15 protein-coding genes are annotated in these 16,586 nt (G+C 53.2%); all 15 read right to left on the bottom strand.

What is annotated here, in order from left to right:
* Positions 1-144: 144 nt before the first annotated feature.
* The 15 genes from AFK67_RS00565 to tssF all read right to left on the bottom strand — a co-directional run bounded on the left by AFK67_RS00565 (position 145) and on the right by tssF (position 16,585).
* The gene (locus tag AFK67_RS00565) at positions 145-510 is read right to left on the bottom strand and encodes a DUF3592 domain-containing protein (protein ID WP_032967403.1); all 366 of its coding nucleotides are present in this window, start codon (positions 508-510) and stop codon (positions 145-147) included.
* Between the two features lie 16 nt (positions 511-526).
* Positions 527-859 (bottom strand): hypothetical protein, encoded by a 333-nt coding sequence (locus tag AFK67_RS22655; protein ID WP_134792933.1) that lies wholly within the window; start codon positions 857-859, stop codon positions 527-529.
* Positions 860-923: 64 nt separating this feature from the next.
* On the bottom strand, positions 924-1,289 hold the full coding sequence (locus AFK67_RS00560) for a DUF3592 domain-containing protein (RefSeq protein WP_038884252.1): 366 nt from the start codon (positions 1,287-1,289) through the stop codon (positions 924-926).
* Positions 1,290-1,759: 470 nt separating this feature from the next.
* Positions 1,760-2,131: a hypothetical protein gene (locus AFK67_RS00555; RefSeq protein WP_038884255.1), complete on the bottom strand. Its 372-nt coding sequence runs from the start codon at positions 2,129-2,131 to the stop codon at positions 1,760-1,762.
* A gap of 645 nt (positions 2,132-2,776) precedes the next feature.
* Complete coding sequence (locus AFK67_RS00550) at positions 2,777-3,160, bottom strand: DUF3592 domain-containing protein (RefSeq protein WP_038884259.1); 384 nt, start codon at positions 3,158-3,160, stop codon at positions 2,777-2,779.
* Between the two features lie 301 nt (positions 3,161-3,461).
* A complete protein-coding gene (locus AFK67_RS00545) occupies positions 3,462-3,824 on the bottom strand; it encodes a hypothetical protein (protein WP_032967406.1) in 363 nt (120 codons plus the stop codon).
* A 25-nt stretch (positions 3,825-3,849) separates the two neighbouring features.
* Positions 3,850-4,197 (bottom strand): DUF3592 domain-containing protein, encoded by a 348-nt coding sequence (locus AFK67_RS00540; protein WP_032967407.1) that lies wholly within the window; start codon positions 4,195-4,197, stop codon positions 3,850-3,852.
* Between the two features lie 112 nt (positions 4,198-4,309).
* Positions 4,310-4,675 carry a DUF3592 domain-containing protein gene (locus AFK67_RS00535; RefSeq protein ID WP_032967408.1) on the bottom strand — a complete coding sequence of 122 codons (366 nt, stop codon included), beginning with the start codon at positions 4,673-4,675 and terminating at the stop codon, positions 4,310-4,312.
* Positions 4,676-4,693: 18 nt separating this feature from the next.
* A complete protein-coding gene (locus tag AFK67_RS00530) occupies positions 4,694-6,889 on the bottom strand; it encodes a type VI secretion system Vgr family protein (protein WP_167338458.1) in 2,196 nt (731 codons plus the stop codon).
* Positions 6,890-7,030: 141 nt separating this feature from the next.
* Positions 7,031-7,789 carry an ankyrin repeat domain-containing protein gene (locus AFK67_RS00525; RefSeq protein WP_007713439.1) on the bottom strand — a complete coding sequence of 253 codons (759 nt, stop codon included), beginning with the start codon at positions 7,787-7,789 and terminating at the stop codon, positions 7,031-7,033.
* Complete coding sequence (locus tag AFK67_RS00520) at positions 7,786-9,252, bottom strand: Tle-like phospholipase domain-containing protein (protein WP_007713441.1); 1,467 nt, start codon at positions 9,250-9,252, stop codon at positions 7,786-7,788. Before AFK67_RS00520 ends, AFK67_RS00525 begins: the two co-directional genes overlap by 4 nt.
* Before the next feature lie 123 nt (positions 9,253-9,375).
* Complete coding sequence (locus AFK67_RS00515; RefSeq protein WP_007713444.1) at positions 9,376-10,809, bottom strand: serine/threonine protein kinase; 1,434 nt, start codon at positions 10,807-10,809, stop codon at positions 9,376-9,378.
* A gap of 30 nt (positions 10,810-10,839) precedes the next feature.
* On the bottom strand, positions 10,840-13,455 hold the full coding sequence (gene tssH / locus AFK67_RS00510) for a type VI secretion system ATPase TssH (RefSeq protein WP_038875648.1): 2,616 nt from the start codon (positions 13,453-13,455) through the stop codon (positions 10,840-10,842).
* Positions 13,456-13,673: 218 nt separating this feature from the next.
* Complete coding sequence (gene tssG / locus AFK67_RS00505; protein WP_007713450.1) at positions 13,674-14,717, bottom strand: type VI secretion system baseplate subunit TssG; 1,044 nt, start codon at positions 14,715-14,717, stop codon at positions 13,674-13,676.
* Entirely contained in the window at positions 14,714-16,585 is a 1,872-nt protein-coding gene (tssF, locus tag AFK67_RS00500; protein ID WP_038884269.1) for a type VI secretion system baseplate subunit TssF, read from the bottom strand. Before tssF ends, tssG begins: the two co-directional genes overlap by 4 nt.
* Between the last annotated feature and the right edge of the window lies 1 nt (position 16,586).

The raw sequence follows: 16,586 nt of genomic DNA, 5'->3' as shown, positions 1-16,586 counted from the left end.
ATGTGTCCTTTATGAACGACAAAGAAAGCAGAGACAGAGCTCAACGGCCCTGAAGGAAAATGACTGACGCCTTATTTTTATAAATGCGTTAACCAGAGGATGAGGTCTTTCTTAGCCTCCGTACGCGCTGGCGGCAACGGTAAATCAACGGCGCAAGGGATGAGGGATATCCAAAATTACCTTTAACGGATCGCTTTTCAGATAGCGCAACGCAACGGTCTTTCCGGGCTGGTAATTCGCCGTATTCATAGCATTAATTACTGCATCGGCCTGGTTACGAACCTCTTCTCCTGTTTCAGTGCGGTAGGTAATTTCAAGCGTAATGTTGAGACATCCCGCACCACCTGAACGACTCCGGGCTTTGGTGATGACCGCCGTGGTATCAACACCATTGCGCAGGATGTTCTGCTTAATGCGATTTCTCTTCCGGTCCCGAATCAATAAATAACCAATCAGAAAACTAAACAACCCAATCGGAATGCCGTAAACAACGTACAAAATCCAATGCACTTTTTATCTTCATCCCTTATTCAAAAATGAAATTCGCCTTCACTATATCGCCGTCACCGAGATATCTTAATTGTACTTCACATCCAGGCTGAACACGAGGTGCGTATAGCTGTGGAATTGTCGATTCAAATCCTATTATCGTCGGTCCTTTTTCGGCATCATTAAATTTTACAATAAAGGCTCCATTTATACTGCCAGTTTCGTTACTGCTTAACTGCTCCGATTTTAAAACCACTGCCGTAACAGTCTTTCCTTTTTTTCGGATCAATGCATCGTTATAAAAGGACTTGCCAATAATATATGCAGGAATACCAATCAACAACAATACGACAATAACATCCATTGTCATATTAGCTCCCAAAGCTGGCGAGATCAGGCTGATATTTAACCAGCCAACAATTAAACAAAAAAAATTACAGACCTTCTCTATCTTTTTGGCTCTGCAATATAAGCCACACTTTTTGAGGCTTATCTTTTTTATAATAAATATCAACCTTGCGGTCTCGTTCTATCGGCATAAGATTTAATGCACTAATAACTTCTGTTTTCTCGGTCGTAATCTTTTCACCCTCCTGGCTATGAAAAGTCAAAGAGATCACACATTTTGGCGAGCCCGCACCAGAAGAGCCAATTTGCTTTATCTTAGTGACAGTTGCCACCGTTCTGATACCATTCTTTTTGAAATCGTCATGCTCCCGCCCTGTGTTAACCACAAGGAATATCATAAAGCACAGTATTCCTACACTAATTAATAGTCCAAAATATTCAGTAATAGCCATTCTTATTTGTTTTTAATAATTATAAAAAGGAAGATAATTTTGCAGCATGTAACATTATACCATGCATTATGATTTTTGCTCCAACCAATGATAAACTCTGCTCTGACATAATCCTTAATTAAGCCAAAATTCTTATTACTATACTCAGCAATAGTGTATCCAAAGTTAGTTAACTTAATCCCTAAATTAAATAAAGCAAAGGATAACACACTGTACTATACGTCTTCTGATGCACATGCGTATTACTTGATAAATAAGGTGAATCAACATTAATTTCCGTATTGCTTTTAATAATATTTATCAAAAGCCAAAATATAAATATTTCCATTTGCTATTTTCTGCACCCAATCGTGCTTAGAGATTGATTTATATATAACTTTTAATCGTCATTTTTCTTGAAAAATATACTTGAAAGTTACCCAGCCACCAAAAAACTAGCCAGGTATTTATAATAGCGCTTATTCTTCTATTTAGTACGTCCTGTAATCAGGGTAGTAAAATTGTGTCGGATTGACAGGATTTATTCTTATTCTTATTTTTTTTCCAACTTCAAACTTATCTTTGTCCGTTATATAAAAGCTAAGGCCACGTTTAGAGGTTATGCTTTTCCCTTTAAACTCATACTGCACTGTAATTACAGCAACTATTTTATTATTTATTCTTTGAGCAGCGTCGGGCTTGATCACTGTCATCGTCGCCTCAACATCGACACCGTTTTCTTTTATATAGTCATCAAGTTTATCTGACTCTCTATTTTTAATAAAAACATAGGCAACAAACATCAAAATAAATAAAGGAATAATCCATGCAAGCTTAGGCATGATATAAGATAAAGTATTCATAATCCTTCGATTAACTAAAATTGGTTAAAACAGCAACATATTATGCGAGAATGGGGAATTTTTCTGTATCTCACATATGCACTTGAAATTTACCACCTATGCATTTCAATGCGGCGGCTCCACTCTTAACTTCGGACTATTAACTGAGACTCTCAATATGTCTGCCTACCCTGCCCATAATGTCCACTTTTTACTTTCGCTCTTAGTCAAAAATGAAATAAGCTTTTATCTTATCACCTTTATCTAAATACCTTACCTGAACCACGCACCCAGGCTGGATACGAGAAGCATAAAGTTGCGGATAGTAGATTTGAACCTGATTGTTTCCTCTCCCATATCAGCAGTATCAAATTTCACGATAAAATCACCGTTTATACTACCGGTTTCATTACTGCTTAGCTGTACAGATTTTAAAACCACTGCCGTAACAGTCGTTCCTTTTTTTCTATCGATGCATTATCATAAAAGGACTTTCCAACAGTATAAATAGCAATCCCAACCAACAGTATCCCGACAATAATTTCCTTTGGCATATTAACTCTTGTGATTTAACTGCGCGCATCTAACTCATCGCCTCAATTTAAAAACTCATGACATTTCTTGCCCTGATGTTATAGAGTAATCAACCATCCTTCACAGTAAACCTTACTTCATTTTGATAGAGGGGTTTTCAATTTCAATGATGACCAACTCTGGATTATCTTTGCTATATACAATAGGGAAGGTCTCGCCAAGGCTATATTTTTTCAAATCAGAAGTAAATATCACCGCAGTACCCTCATTTAAAATATCGCGTCCTTGATAAGTTTTATAACGGTAATGTAATTTAATATTTGTATACTGTGAAATCTTTCCAGTATAGCTTTCTACGTTAATGATTTCAGCCAATACATGAATACCATTACGACGAATATTATCTTTGTTTTTTTTGCTTCTAATATCCTTAACAATTACAGTTAATATTATTATCGCAATAACAGACAGAAATACAATCGCATAGCCTTTAGCAAAAGAAGACGAATCAAACATAATAAAAGATCACAGCAAGAATTAAACCACAAAAGAAGAGTGAACCGATGCAAAGTCAATGAATCCTTTACTGTATTCTTAGCAAGAGATTAAAGGCATTTATTTTTTATTTCATTTACTTAAAATCATCTTATTCTCGGCGTGAATGCACGTTTGGATACACCATAAAAGATAAAGCATCGGTTATTACCAGCCATCCAATATGTTCTATCACATCATTTAAATCACCATCTCATTAAAATTTTTCATTTCAAAAGGCCTCCATAAAGTTATTATGGATGTCCTTAAGTTTAATATTAATTTATAGTCCGCGCTCTTTTTCTTCGCTTAAAATCATCCATACCTTGTTTGGATCGCTTTCTTTATAATAAATCTCGACCTTCCGCTCTCTCTCAAGGACAGTAAGATCCAAAACTGAAACGAACTCAGTATGATCAGTGTTGATTTCAATATTATTTTTTGTAAAGAATTTTAGTGAAAAAATGCATTTTGGAGAACCAGCCCCTGATGAGCCTATTTGCCTGATATTAGTCACTAACGCCTCAGTTTTAATACCATTTCTTTTGAAGTCATCATGTACTGCGCCTGTATGAAAAACCAAATATACAATAAACCCTGTAACTCCCAGCGTAATAATAAGACCAAAATATTCAGTGAAATCCATTCACAAGCCCTTCATTTATAAACAATCATTCCATTTCAAACGGAACCAGGAAAACTTGCCTAGGATCTTTTGGCATGTAATATATAAATATTGTATTATTCCGCATAATTTTTATCAGGTTTTGTGGAGATATATATTCTTTCGCTGTCACTGTTACGGGACCTTGTTCTGATTCAAACTGAAGCTTCATTTTCATCTTTGTATTACCTGTTCCACTAGCACCGATTTTCTCCATGCTGAGTATTTTAGCTTCTGTGCGAATACCTTCTTTTTGGAACTTCTCATAAGAAACGCCAGTGTTATACACGTAAAGGAACATGCCGACTATTACAGCCACCATGACGATTATGGTAATTTCAAATGAGCCAGACATACAACTCCTTTTTTATCTAAACAAAGCCACAGCCTTTTTAAAATGCATCTTTATATTTTAATAAAAGACCATTTTCTAATTTAGAACATCCTATAATTTAACCCCCCAACCATTAAAGATATTTACTATCTTTTTCACTCTGAAAAATAAGCCATACCTTTTTAGGGTTCTCTTTTTTATAATAAATATCTACAACCTTATCCCGCTCAACCGGCATAAGATCCAGTGCTGAAACAACCTGAGTTTTTTGCGTTACAACCTCTTGACCACTTACATCTTTAAAGGTCAATGAGATAACGCACTTTGGTGAACCGGCACCAGACGAACCGACCTGTTTTATTTTGGTAACGGTTGCTACAGTTCTTATTCCGTTTTCTTTAAAATCAGATTGCTCTCGGTATGATTGGACACCTACATAAACCATAAAGCACAAAGCGCCAGCCATAACCAGTAATCCAAAATGCTCCGTGATAACCATATTTATTTCCTTGTTAAATCATAAGAAAGTTGAAAGCCGTGCTGCATGCAGCATAATACCATGCATCATTATTTTTGCGCCTGCTATATGTTCACCCCTTACTACAGAGTTTGCCCAATCGAATTTCTTACCGCTATACTCGGTAATACTATAACCAATGTTAGTTAAATTCAGACCCAAATTAAAAATATTAAAGGCGGTTGAAGCAGCGCTATATGTCTCCTGATGAAAGTGCGCATTACTTGATAAATAAGGCGAATCAACATTAACTTCCGTATCGCTTTTGATAGTGATTTTATCAGGAGATGAAATATGAATATGACCATTAGTAATTTTCTGGACCCAATTACCATCAATATTAACGTTGACATTCCCTTTGATGCTTTGCTCTTGCCCACCATCATTGATGGTTAAATAGTCACCCGTATCAATGGTAGTTGAGCGATTCCCATGAATAATATCTTTTTTAAGATCGGTTATCTCACTTTTGAACCCACCGCTAGTGACCATTAACGTCTTACCATTAGTTATAGTGGTTTCTTCGCCATTATTAAACGTCCTGGTTTCACGCTGATCGACTACAGTCGTACGCTTTTGCTTATAGTAAAACGAAGCATCGCCCGTCACTTCATCTTTTTGATCGCGTCCGATAGTGGTGGTGCGACAGCCATCAATCGCGACCGTTTTGTCGTTTTCTACCGAGATATTCATGTTTTTCTCGGCATGCATATCCAGCAACTCATCGCCCATCTTGTCTTCAAAGAAAAGATAGCTGGCATTGTCGCGATGCCCGTCTTTACTGCGTGTCATAAAGCCCATGCGTGTGGCATCACCGGGTAACTCCCACGGCGGCATGCTCGCCTCGTTGTACACGCGCCCCGTTATCAGCGGACGGTCCGGGTCGCCGTTGATGAAGTCCACCACCACTTCATCACCCACGCGCGGTATCTGCACGCCACCGAACCCCTGGCCCGCCCACGCGCTGGAGACACGCACCCAGCCCGAGCTGGTGTCGTCGCCCTTCGACAGACGGTCCCAGTGGAATTTCACCTTCACACGGCCGTATTTGTCCGTCCAGATACTCTCGCCCTGCGGACCCACCACCTTCGCCGTCTGCGGGCCGTACGTGCGCGGCCACGGCGTCTTCTGCGACGGGCGGTACGGCACGTCCGCCGGTATCACCTCAAAGCGCGTCTCGTGGATGGTGTTGCTGTCCGCCCCGCTCGCGTAGCGGTTCTCCTCGAAGTGGTAGTGCGCAACGGTAGTCAGGTACTCGCCGTTGTCGCCGAAGAACGGCGCGTTGCGCAGCACAAACGTGTGCCCCGGCGCGATGCCCAGCGCCGTCCCGCTGCCCTGCGTCTGGCGGTGCTCCACCTGCCACCGCTCCTGGCGGATGCGGGCGTAGAACTCCCCGTGGCCGTGCTCCACAAACCGGCCCGGCCAGTCGTAGACGTCGATGCTTCCCGGCTGCGGCGATTTCGGGTTCTGGCGTGCCTGGAACAGCCACGCGTTCGGCTTGCGGAAGTCGTAGTCGTCCAGGCTGTAGATGCCCGGCGTCACGCTGTCTTCCAGCGCCCACTGGCTGATGCCCTCTTCATCCGTGGTGCCGCCCGACGGCGTCACGTGGTACGGAATCGTCTCGTAGCCGGGGAACGGCTCGTACTGGCCCGGCGCGTCGGTGAGAATCAGCGTGTGGCGGTCCTGCTCGTGGCGGAAGTGGTAGGTGATGCCCTCCAGCTCCAGCAGGCGGCTCATGAAATCGAGGCTGCTCTCCTGGTACTGCACGCAGTACTCCCACACCCGGTAACTCCCCGACAGCCGCTCCTCGACGTTCACCCGGCTCTCGCCCAGCAGCGTCTTCACTATCTGCGGCACCGTCTGGCCCTGGAAAATACGCAGGTTGCGGTCGCGCTGCATCGGCCACAGGTCCGGCTCCACCGTCAGCTCATACGCCGCGTAGCGGGTGCCCGACATCTCCACGGCGGTCACCGCCACGCGGGTCACCTTGCCGTTGAGGTAGCGCGGCGTCATCAGCGCCTGCGTCGGGATGGTCACCGTCACCGGCTGGCCCAGCAGCGCGCTGCGCTCGGCGCGCGCATCCGTGCCGAGCAGCGTCAGGGTGAACATGAACGGCTCCGACAGCGACTCGCGCCCGGAGAGTTTCCAGAAAAGCAGCCCCTCGACCGGGAGCTGAACGGTGATTCGGTTAAGCATAATCTTCATTCCGTAATGTTTTATGCTATTGCGTAGGTAGCGGCAAAGCAGAAGGGATAAAACCCGCGCCATCAGAGACGACACCGCCTGCATGATCAGAAATCATGCAGGCGCGCGTCAGCGGGTAAGGCAGTGCGGGAATTATTTAACCGGCGCAGGCGGCCACTTCCCGCCATGCTCGATGAGCTTGTTTTTTATTTCGGTCAGTGTCTTATATTCGTCGCTGCCCGCTTTTGCCCGCTTCAGGAAACGCTCAAGCTGGTTGCCCATCGTCCAGCCGAATTTACCGTGGATCTCCGGGTCGGCGCCGCGTTCGAGCAGCAACATAACATGATCGTAGGCGTGAAAATCCAGCGCCTCGATAAGCACGGTATTGCCTAGCGAATCGGTGATGTTGATATTCGCGCCCGCATCCAGCATGGCTTTTAACGTTTCAGTGTTTTTGGCTTTGATGGTTTCAAAAATAATCGGCTCATGGAACGTTTTGTCTTTCGCATCCGGCGATAAACCGCCGTCAAGCATCGCCTTGATCCATTCACCGCTGTCCGCATTAAGAACAAATACCGCGGGGCTGCTTTGTCCCTTAGGACGCGGCTGAAGCGGATCGGCCCCCGCTTTAACCAGTGCGGTAATGATTTTTAACCGGGCAGAGGTTTTATCATCAATAGCATTTCCCAGTGCCCAGAACAGTAATGTCATTTCCTGCTGGCCGGGGGTATTCAGATCGGTTTGCGGCGCCTGTTTGTCCACTTCGCTGACATCGCCAGCTTCGATAGCCTTCGCAAGCGTCAGTTGCTGGCCGCTAAAATAATCCTGCGGATTTAAATCCATATCTTTCTTACACCCCTGAATCATGAAGGTAAAACACAGCGCGAGGCAGCCTACAAAAAGTTTTCTCACAGGCGACTCCCGATGATGGCGATATCTTCATCTTTTTGCTGCTCGATACAGTTAATAGCCTGGTCAATACCGTGGCGCTCCAGCGCGCTGCCGGTGCCACCGGGGAGATCATGCGGAATGCCCGCAGCGTTTGGACTGAGCGCAGAGACCCCTTCTTTGAGCAGAGTCGGTACGGGGAGGCCTTTCATTGTCTTAAGGTCTTCCCAGACATTCACTTCCTGCACTTTCGTCAGCAGCTCGCCCTCAACGCGATAGGCCTGGATATCATCAGCTTTACCAAGAACACTGCCGCCATATTTTTCCACGGTGCCGCTGTTGAGCCCTGCGGCGTTAAAGGTCCAGGCCGGTTTGCCGCTGGCCATGGCCGTGGCGGAGGCCAGACCGCCGCCGAGCGAGTGACCAGCGATATCCACGTTCTGGCCCGATTTCGCCAGCGTATCGCCAATGCCCACCGCACTCTGGTAATAGGTGGAATTTTTGCCCACCCCTTGCGCAAAGTTGTTTGACCAGTCCGCGCCGTTTTTGACGGGTGCCAGCTCACCTTTATTCCACAGCGAAGAGAGGTTATCGCCCACAGAGGCAAATTCCGGCTCCCTTGAGCCCCTGAAGACCACCGTCGGATTCATGTCGCTGCCAAAGACGGCAGGATCCGGCTTATAAACACGCGCCAGAAAATCCGGTGAAGCGGGATTGTCATACAGCATGCTGCTTTTCAGGCCGAGCTTATTCAGGGCCTCAGCGTCATTACTGATATCTGACCATCCCTCCGGCACACCGGGTGTGGCTTCCAGCGGGTTAACTGTCTTATAAACATTTCCCGCAAGCTTGGCTTTTTCGACGGCGATGTTGTTATCGGCAAGACGCTTCGCGGCAATCTGCGCATCGGGGTAGATACTGGCGTTGCCCTTGCTGATGAGATCCTTACGCGCCTGCCAGCGTTCCGCCTTGGTCATCGCTTTAAGCTGCGCGGCGGTCTGTTTCATGTCTTTGCCCGGCGTCGCCAGCTCAGGGCCCGCTGCAGCTTTCGATTTCACCACCTGCGCCGGTCTGACGGTCGGCGGCGGAAGCGTCCGATAGACACGCACCATCGAGCCATAACGAACGATGATACTGCCTAACGGGAACGACAGGGATCGCGGCGCGTAGGTGGGCGTCAGTTCCCCTTTCTGATTGATATAATAGAGTTCGGTCGTGGACGACCAGGGCCGCGAACTTTCATCAATCGCCACCAGGTTGCCATACCAGAACTCCTGCGCCACCAGCTTGCGCAGATCGCGTCCGGTTTGATACGGGCTGGAACGGGTCGTCGGTTGAAACTGATCGTAACGCGAAAACAACGAGCGCACGGTGTTATCCGGGACCGAGTTTACCCACTGCGCGGCGATATCAGGACGCATGATCCTTTCAAACTGCGCGGGAGGGACGTTTTCACGGAAAATAGAGACAATTTTGATGTGGTACATACGCTTTGTCCTGTAGCGGGTATTCGCCTGCCGGCATTAAGAGGAGAGAGCAAGCCGGAGTCAGGACGGGAGGCGTTGCGGGGAGGGCTGCGTAAGCGCAGCCCTGAACGCCTCCCGGCATCCTTATGGGTTCACAAGCCAGGTGCCTGGACGGGAAACATTAATCGTCTGGCTGCGCGACTGCCCGCGCCCTTTAATGACCAGCTGGAATTCGCCGGTCGGCAGTTGCAGCGAGGCGAAGCCGTTCTCGGCAGGCGTCACGGTCTGCGTTTTGCCGTTAAGCGACAGCTGTTCGCCGTCGTTCATGCGCACGTAGATCTGCGCCACCAGCGCGCCCTGCACCGGCGCGTTCTGCGCGGGCGCGGCTTCCTGTGTGGTCGTGGTCGCAGGCGCAGTCGTGGTGTTCTGCGCCGGCGGCGAAACCGGCTCCTGCTCGCGCGGAGCGCTGTCGTTGCTGGCCGTTTCCGGGGCCGGGTTATCCGCGCCGCCGCTGAACAGCAGTCCACCCGCAATCAGGCCCACCAGCACGCCCGCGGCAATCAGCCCCGGCACTTTATAGCGGCGCCAGCCGGTTTCAGCCGCAGGCTCCGCGGTGTCTTCTTCCACCGGCACCAGCATCGTGCCCGGCTTTTTCACGCTCATCACGTCGTCGAGCCCCGCGACCGACATTTCAATCAGCACGGCGAACTCGTCAATCGACTGCGGGCGGTCTTCCATTTTCAGCGACAGCGCGCGGTCAATAGCCTGCAACAGCGGCTGCGAATAGCCTTCCGGGCGCAGTTCGGCGAGCGGACGATAGCTGTCGGCGATGCTGCGCACCACGCTCACCGGCGGCGGCGAGCCCATGATCAGCGTATGCAGCACCGCGCCGAGCGCGTAGATATCCGTCCACGGGCCCTGCTCGCTTTCGTTGTCGTCGGTGTACTGCTCAATCGGCGCGAAGCCCGGACGCAGCATGGTCTCGGTCTCGTCGGAGATATTACCGATACTGCGGCGCGCGGAGCCGAAATCGAGCAGCACCGGCAGGCCGTTGTCCTGGATCTGGATGTTATCCAGGGAAATATCGCGGTGCAGGTAGCCTTCGTCATGAATCGTTTTGATAGCCCCGAACAGCATCGGCAGCATGCGGCGGATCCACGCCTCGTTGATCATCTCCGGATGCTGCTTGCTCAGGCGCGAGAGCGTCGTGCCGCTGTAGAACACGGTGCCCATGTAGGCGGTGTCGTTTTGCACCCAGAAGCGCAGCACGTGCAGCAGGTTCGGGTGGTTGAAGCGCGCCAGCAGGCGCGCCTCCTGGATAAAGCTGTTCAGGCCCGCGGTAAACGCCTTGCTGAAGCGGTCGCTGCGCAACACCAGACGCATGTCGTCATTACGCACCGCCAGCGACGACGGCATAAACTCTTTAATCGCAATGGTACGCTCAAGCTGATGGTCCCAGGCGCGATAGACAATGCCGAAACCGCCACCACCAATCACTTCCTTAATTTCAAACTCATTGAAACGGTAACCAATCGGCAGGGCGTTGGGTACAGTCCGGTTGTTTTCGTAATCCGTCATGTTTGGAAAACTCTCTGCTTGATGATGGCGTTACGCCGCAAACTGACACTGAAACTCACCCTGCTCAAAGGTGACGCGCAGACGGCGATATTTCTCGTCTTGCGCGCTGGCGGTGAGCAATATCTGGCTCATCTGCGGCAGCAGGGTGTTGGTAAGAATCGCATCGACCATACGGCCGCCGGACTCCACCTCGGTGCAACGCGCCACAATCTGGGTAATCACGCTGTCGTCGAATTCGGAAATAATACCGTGATTTTCCGAAAGACGACGCTGGATCCGCTTAAGCTGCAATTTCACAATCTCGGCCAGCATCGCGTCGCTTAACGGATAATACGGCACAACCAGCAATCGGCCCAGCAGTGCAGGCGGAAAAACCTGCAAAAGCGGCTGACGCAGCGCGCCGCTCAGCGCATCCGGCTCCGGCATCAGCTCCGGGTCGGCGCACATGGCGCTGATAAGATCGGTCCCGACGTTCGAGGTCAGAATGATAATCGTATTACGGAAGTCGATATGGCGGCCTTCGCCATCTTCCATCCAGCCTTTATCGAACACCTGGAAGAAAATCTCATGCACATCCGGGTGCGCTTTTTCGATTTCATCGAGCAGTACTACGCTGTAAGGACGACGACGAACTGCTTCGGTCAGTACACCGCCTTCGCCGTAACCCACGTAGCCCGGAGGCGCGCCTTTGAGCGTCGAGACGGTGTGCGCTTCCTGGAACTCGCTCATGTTGATGGTAATGACGTTCTGCTCACCGCCGTACAGCGACTCGGCCAGCGCCAGCGCGGTTTCGGTTTTACCGACGCCGGAAGGCCCGCAGAGCATAAACACGCCGACCGGTTTGTTCGGGTCATCGAGACGCGCGCGGGAGGTGCGCACGCGTTTAGCGATAAGCTCAAGCCCATGACGCTGGCCGATGACGCGCTGGTTCAGCGTGTCGGCGAGGTTCAGCACCGCGTCGATTTCGTTTTTCACCATGCGGCCCAGCGGGATGCCGGTCCAGTCGGAAACCACGGCCGCCACCACGTTGGCGTCCACCGCGGCGAACAGCAGCGGCGCGTCGCCCTGAACGGCTGCGAGCGCGTTCTGGCGCTCCGCCAGCGTCTCACGCAGCGCAGGCTGGGCTTCTTCATCAGCCATATGCAGCTCGGCGCGCAGGGCGATGATGGCATCCACCAGCGCACGCTCTTCTTCCCAGCGGGCGGTGAGCGCGTCGCGTTCGGCTTCCAGCGCGTCACGCTCGGCTTTCAGACGCGCCACGCGATCGCTGTCGCCCACGGCGACACGGGCTTCGCGCTCGGCGATTTCCGCTTCGACATCCAGCGCCGCGATACGGTGCAGGCAATCTTCTAACTGCGGCGGCGGCGCGCTCTGGCTGACGGCAACGCGGGCGCAGGCGGTATCCAGCAGCGCGACGGCTTTATCCGGCAGCTGACGCGCGGGGATGTAACGGTGAGACAGTTTCACCGCCGCGCTGACCGCTTCATCGAGCAGCAGCACGCGGTGATGTTTTTCGAGCGGTGATACGGTGCTGCGCAGCATCAGCACGGCTTTTTCTTCGTCCGGCTCGTGCACCTGCACGGTCTGGAAGCGGCGGGTCAGCGCCGGGTCTTTCTCAATGTATTTTTTATATTCCGCCCAGGTGGTCGCGCCGATGGTACGCAGCTGGCCGCGTGCCAGCGCCGGTTTCAGCAGGTTGGCGGCGTCGCCGGTACCCTGCTGGCCGCCTGCGCCGATAAGCGTGTGGATTTCATCGATAAACAGCACAATCGGCGTGGCGCTGGACTGCACTTCGTTAATCAGCCCCTGCAGGCGCGCTTCGAACTCGCCCTTCATGCCTGCGCCCGCCTGCAACATCCCGATATCCAGAAGCCACAGCTGAACGTTTTGCAGCGGCTCCGGTACGTCGCCTGCGGCGATACGCAGCGCGAGCCCTTCGACGACCGCGGTTTTACCCACGCCCGCCTCGCCGGTCAGCAGCGGGTTGTTCTGACGACGACGCATCAGGATATCCACCATCTGGCGGATCTCTTCATCACGCCCGACAACCGGGTCGATTTTGCCTTCGCGCGCACGCGCGGTGAGATCCTGGCCGTACTGCGCCAGCGTCCCCTGCTGCACCGGCGCGCTGCCGGCGGCGTCAGGGGCGGCCGCGACCGCCTGCTGGGCCTCTTTGCTGCCCGAGAAAATGGCGTCGAACTGCTCCACCAGCAGATCGGCGCTGATGCGGTTGAACTGGCTGGAGATGCCTTTCAGCACATTCGCGAGGTTAAAGGTTTTCAGAATGCCGATCAGCAGATGCCCGCCGCGAATGCGCGTCACGCCGAATTTCAGCGAGCCATACACCCACGCGCGCTCAACCGCGCTGTCGATATGCTCCGAGAGATCGGAAACGGAACTCGCGCCGCGCGGCAGGCGATCCAGCGCCGCCACGATATCCCGGCTCAGCGCCTCTTCATCCAGTGAAAAATGGCGGATCAGATGTTGTAAGTCGCCGTCCTGCTGCTGCATCAGCTGATGCAGCCAGTGCGCCAGCTCCACATACGGGTTGCCGCGCAGCTTGCAGAAGGAGGTGGCGCTTTCCAGCGAGGTAAACAACAGCGTATCCAGTTTGCCGAACAGTACGGCACGGCTGATTTCTGACATGATCGGTTCCGTTTGAAGATGATGAAGTGTGTGTCAGATAACAATGCCCTCCCCGGCCAGTTTCCGTTCAGGAAAAGGCGGATGACAGGACAGGCATGAATTCTGGTGTCTGGCTTACTTTACGCCCGGTTTTTTTCAGAAAAACGCAGGCGAACATGCGTTAAATTTTATTCCGCCTCACCCCGAAGATTTCAGAGAAAAAACGGGGCAAGGGGTGATTATCTTTCCGGGCGAAAAACCAGATCGCCGCGGGGTTGCGGCGTGGGCTGTTTGCCAAGCCAGGCGCTGTAGCCCAGGCGGCCAGTGCCGCCCGGCGTGACGCCTTTTACCGCGTCGGCGCGCAGGATGACGCGCACCTCCCACTCGTACTCAATGCCCATATACTGGCGCACCCAGTCGCGCAGCTCCGCGACCCACGGCTCGCCGGGCAGAAAACGCTGGTACGTCTCTTCATCCAGCGGGCCGATTTCAATGCGGAATTTATGCTGTACGTCGCGCACCGCCACGCCCAGAAACGCCGCTTCACCCAGACGCGGCAACCGGCGGCCCGCGCCGAGCCGCGCTTTTTCTCGCTCGGTCAGCGGCATCCACTGCGGGATGTTCTGCACAATGTTCACCGGCACGCGGAAGTAGTGGCGCAGGATCTTCTCAAGCCCCTCGGCGTCGCGCCCGTTGCGCGTCAGGTGGCCGAGCAGCGAATAGCGGGCGTGATGGCTCAGACTGCCCTTTTCCATCTGCCCCGGCTGGCCCATGCCGATAAGCGAGGCGAGATATTTTTCGATGCGCGGCCCGTCGGGGCGGTCGAGCGACGCGGTCGGCTGGGCGTCGGCCCAGGCGCGGTAAAACAGCAGCGTCAGGCGGTGGTGGAACAGGTCCGCGAAGGCGCTCATGCTGTCATCCTGATGATGATACAGCCGCTCGCGCGCATATTCGGTAAGGTGTACCGGCAGCGGGCCGTTCGGGCCAAACAGACCGAAACTTAAAATCGACACATCGTATAGCGGCGTATTCTCGCGCGGCTTTACGGTCGCAAGCGTGGACGGCGCGAACGCCATCGACGGTTGCTGACCGATACGCAGCGGCTCAAAACGCGGCAGCGGCGCGCGGCCTAAACGGTAACGCTCGCCGCCCTGCGCGTCGAGACGGCGCAGCATATGGAACAGGTCGTAGCGCCAGGGCGCCGCCATCATCTGTTGCCAGTAGCCCTCCGGCAGCCGGGACGCGCGTTTTACCGGCGCGTTCTGTGGCAGCGTCTCACTCATAACAACGCCCTTTTACCCATCCGCGGCCCCCAGTAGCCGACGTCGCCGCGCTGCTGGCTCTTGAGGGTGAATTCGGTAAAGCTGTTCATGGAGACCAGCCGCGCGAAGACGCGCTCCAGCACGCTGCCAAGCAGCCACGGGCTGGAGCCGGAAAACGCCTGTTCGTCGACGGTCATCGAAATCCCGACCCCGCGCGCGAAGACAATCGGCCCCGGCTCCGGTACGCGCCGGTGTACCGGCTCCAGCACGCAGTGGCGAATGCCGTCGATCTGGCGCGCCACGGGCGCCTCCGCAAGACGCGCGTACAGCCCGAGCAGCTGACGCAGCGCCGCGGCGCCCTCGCCGTCTTCGGCGTCCATCAGGCTTAAATAGTTCATTTGCAGCTGGCTGATAAGCCGCCAGGTGCTGAAGCCTTCCGCCAGCGCCGGGCGCGGCGGCGTCGGCCCTTTGCGCATGGTAAGCGCACGCACCGGCATGGAATCCGGCAGGACGAACTGGCCCATATCCTGCGCCAGCATCAGCGGCAGGTCACGGCTGGTGCACATCACTTCCGCGGTGATATAGCGCAGCTCGTCGCGCCACGGCGCGTGGCTTGCATCCACCAGCGAGACAAACGCCTCCGAGCCGACATAGCCGGTACGCGTGCCGTAGCGCAGCGCGTGTTCCGACAGCGCGCGCTGTTCGCGGCGCAGCGAGAAATACGCGCCGTAGTTGCCGCCGTCGCGGCTCCAGGTGCTCCAGAACGGGCGAAACACCTGATCGTCGCGCTGGCCGTCTTCGCTGGCGTAAATTTTACTGACCGAGAAAATCTCGTAATCGAGCGGGCGGATGTTATCCACCACCAGGTGATATTCGCTTAAGCCTTCAGTAAGTTTCTGACGCTCGGCGATTTTTGGGAACAGGTTGATAACCGGCGTGCAGTGCATCGCAAGGTGGCTTTTATCCACCACGCGCTCCAGCGGCGTGTCGGTTTTATCCAGCAGAATGATGATATCGAACGCGTTCGCCTGGCCGCTCTGGGCCAGCAGTTTCTTGATGCCGCTCAGGCTCAAGAACTGGAAGCGCGCCGGGAAGGCGAAATATTCCTGCAACAGGCGGTAGCCGTCGAAGTTGCGCAGATCGTCTGGCAACAGCGCCTGGTCGGCCTCAAAGCCCTCCTGACGCAGCGCGTCGTCGCCAAGCACCACGCGCGCCGGTTTCGGGCCGACGGTCTGGCAGAAGATGCCGACGCGGTGCTCCATCAGGAGCTCCAGCAATTGCAGCGCCTGAATATCCGGACCGCTCAGGAAGAAATCGAGGCGGTCAAAATCGAGATGGTTAAGCAATACCGGGCCGTCGCAGGCGATACGCACGCGCAGGGCGCTGACCGCGCCGCGCTGGCTTAACCCAAGCTGGCTTAACGGCGCATCCGCCGGTACGCCGCCAAGCTCCACCAGACTGATGTGCAGCGGCAGCAGCCGAACGTCGTGCGCCGTGGCGTAGCTACAGGTGACGCCGTTCTTTTTCAGAAGCTGGCTGTCCATCATGGTGCCGCGCGGCACCACGAACCCGTTGCTCAGATCCCCTTTGGCGCTGTCCGGGTGCAGCTCGGCGATGGCCATCGAGGGCGTCGGCGCCAGGTAGTTAGGCGCGAGCATCTCCAGCAGACGCTGGGAGAAACGCGGAAACTCGGCGTCCATTTTGAGTTGTACGCGGGAGGTGAGAAAGGCGAAGCCTTCCATCAGGCGCTCGACGTACGGGTCCGCGACTTCTATCCCGCGCATACCGAGCCTGCCCGCCACTTTCGGGTAGCGTTCGGCGAACTCCGCGCCCATTTCGCGCAGATACGCCAGCTCTCGGTTGTAGTATTCGAGCAGTTTACTGTCCATG

The organism is Cronobacter dublinensis subsp. dublinensis LMG 23823, assembly GCF_001277235.1.
In the GTDB taxonomy this organism is placed as follows: Bacteria; Pseudomonadota; Gammaproteobacteria; order Enterobacterales; family Enterobacteriaceae; genus Cronobacter; species Cronobacter dublinensis.
Note: the sequence above shows the minus strand (reverse complement) of the source record. Positions and strands in the feature narration are given on the sequence as shown.

Coding starts and splice junctions, on each gene's coding strand:
- tssG (WP_007713450.1), bottom strand. CDS start 14,717: ATGAGTGAGACGCTGCCACAGAACGCGCCGGTAAAACGCGCGTCCCGG.
- AFK67_RS00550 (WP_038884259.1), bottom strand. CDS start 3,160: ATGTTTGATTCGTCTTCTTTTGCTAAAGGCTATGCGATTGTATTTCTG.
- tssH (WP_038875648.1), bottom strand. CDS start 13,455: ATGTCAGAAATCAGCCGTGCCGTACTGTTCGGCAAACTGGATACGCTG.
- AFK67_RS00555 (WP_038884255.1), bottom strand. CDS start 2,131: ATGAATACTTTATCTTATATCATGCCTAAGCTTGCATGGATTATTCCT.
- AFK67_RS00535 (WP_032967408.1), bottom strand. CDS start 4,675: ATGGTTATCACGGAGCATTTTGGATTACTGGTTATGGCTGGCGCTTTG.
- AFK67_RS00540 (WP_032967407.1), bottom strand. CDS start 4,197: ATGTCTGGCTCATTTGAAATTACCATAATCGTCATGGTGGCTGTAATA.
- AFK67_RS00545 (WP_032967406.1), bottom strand. CDS start 3,824: ATGGATTTCACTGAATATTTTGGTCTTATTATTACGCTGGGAGTTACA.
- AFK67_RS00560 (WP_038884252.1), bottom strand. CDS start 1,289: ATGGCTATTACTGAATATTTTGGACTATTAATTAGTGTAGGAATACTG.
- tssF (WP_038884269.1), bottom strand. CDS start 16,585: ATGGACAGTAAACTGCTCGAATACTACAACCGAGAGCTGGCGTATCTG.
- AFK67_RS00530 (WP_167338458.1), bottom strand. CDS start 6,889: ATGCTTAACCGAATCACCGTTCAGCTCCCGGTCGAGGGGCTGCTTTTC.
- AFK67_RS00520 (WP_007713441.1), bottom strand. CDS start 9,252: ATGTACCACATCAAAATTGTCTCTATTTTCCGTGAAAACGTCCCTCCC.
- AFK67_RS00515 (WP_007713444.1), bottom strand. CDS start 10,809: ATGACGGATTACGAAAACAACCGGACTGTACCCAACGCCCTGCCGATT.
- AFK67_RS22655 (WP_134792933.1), bottom strand. CDS start 859: ATGACAATGGATGTTATTGTCGTATTGTTGTTGATTGGTATTCCTGCA.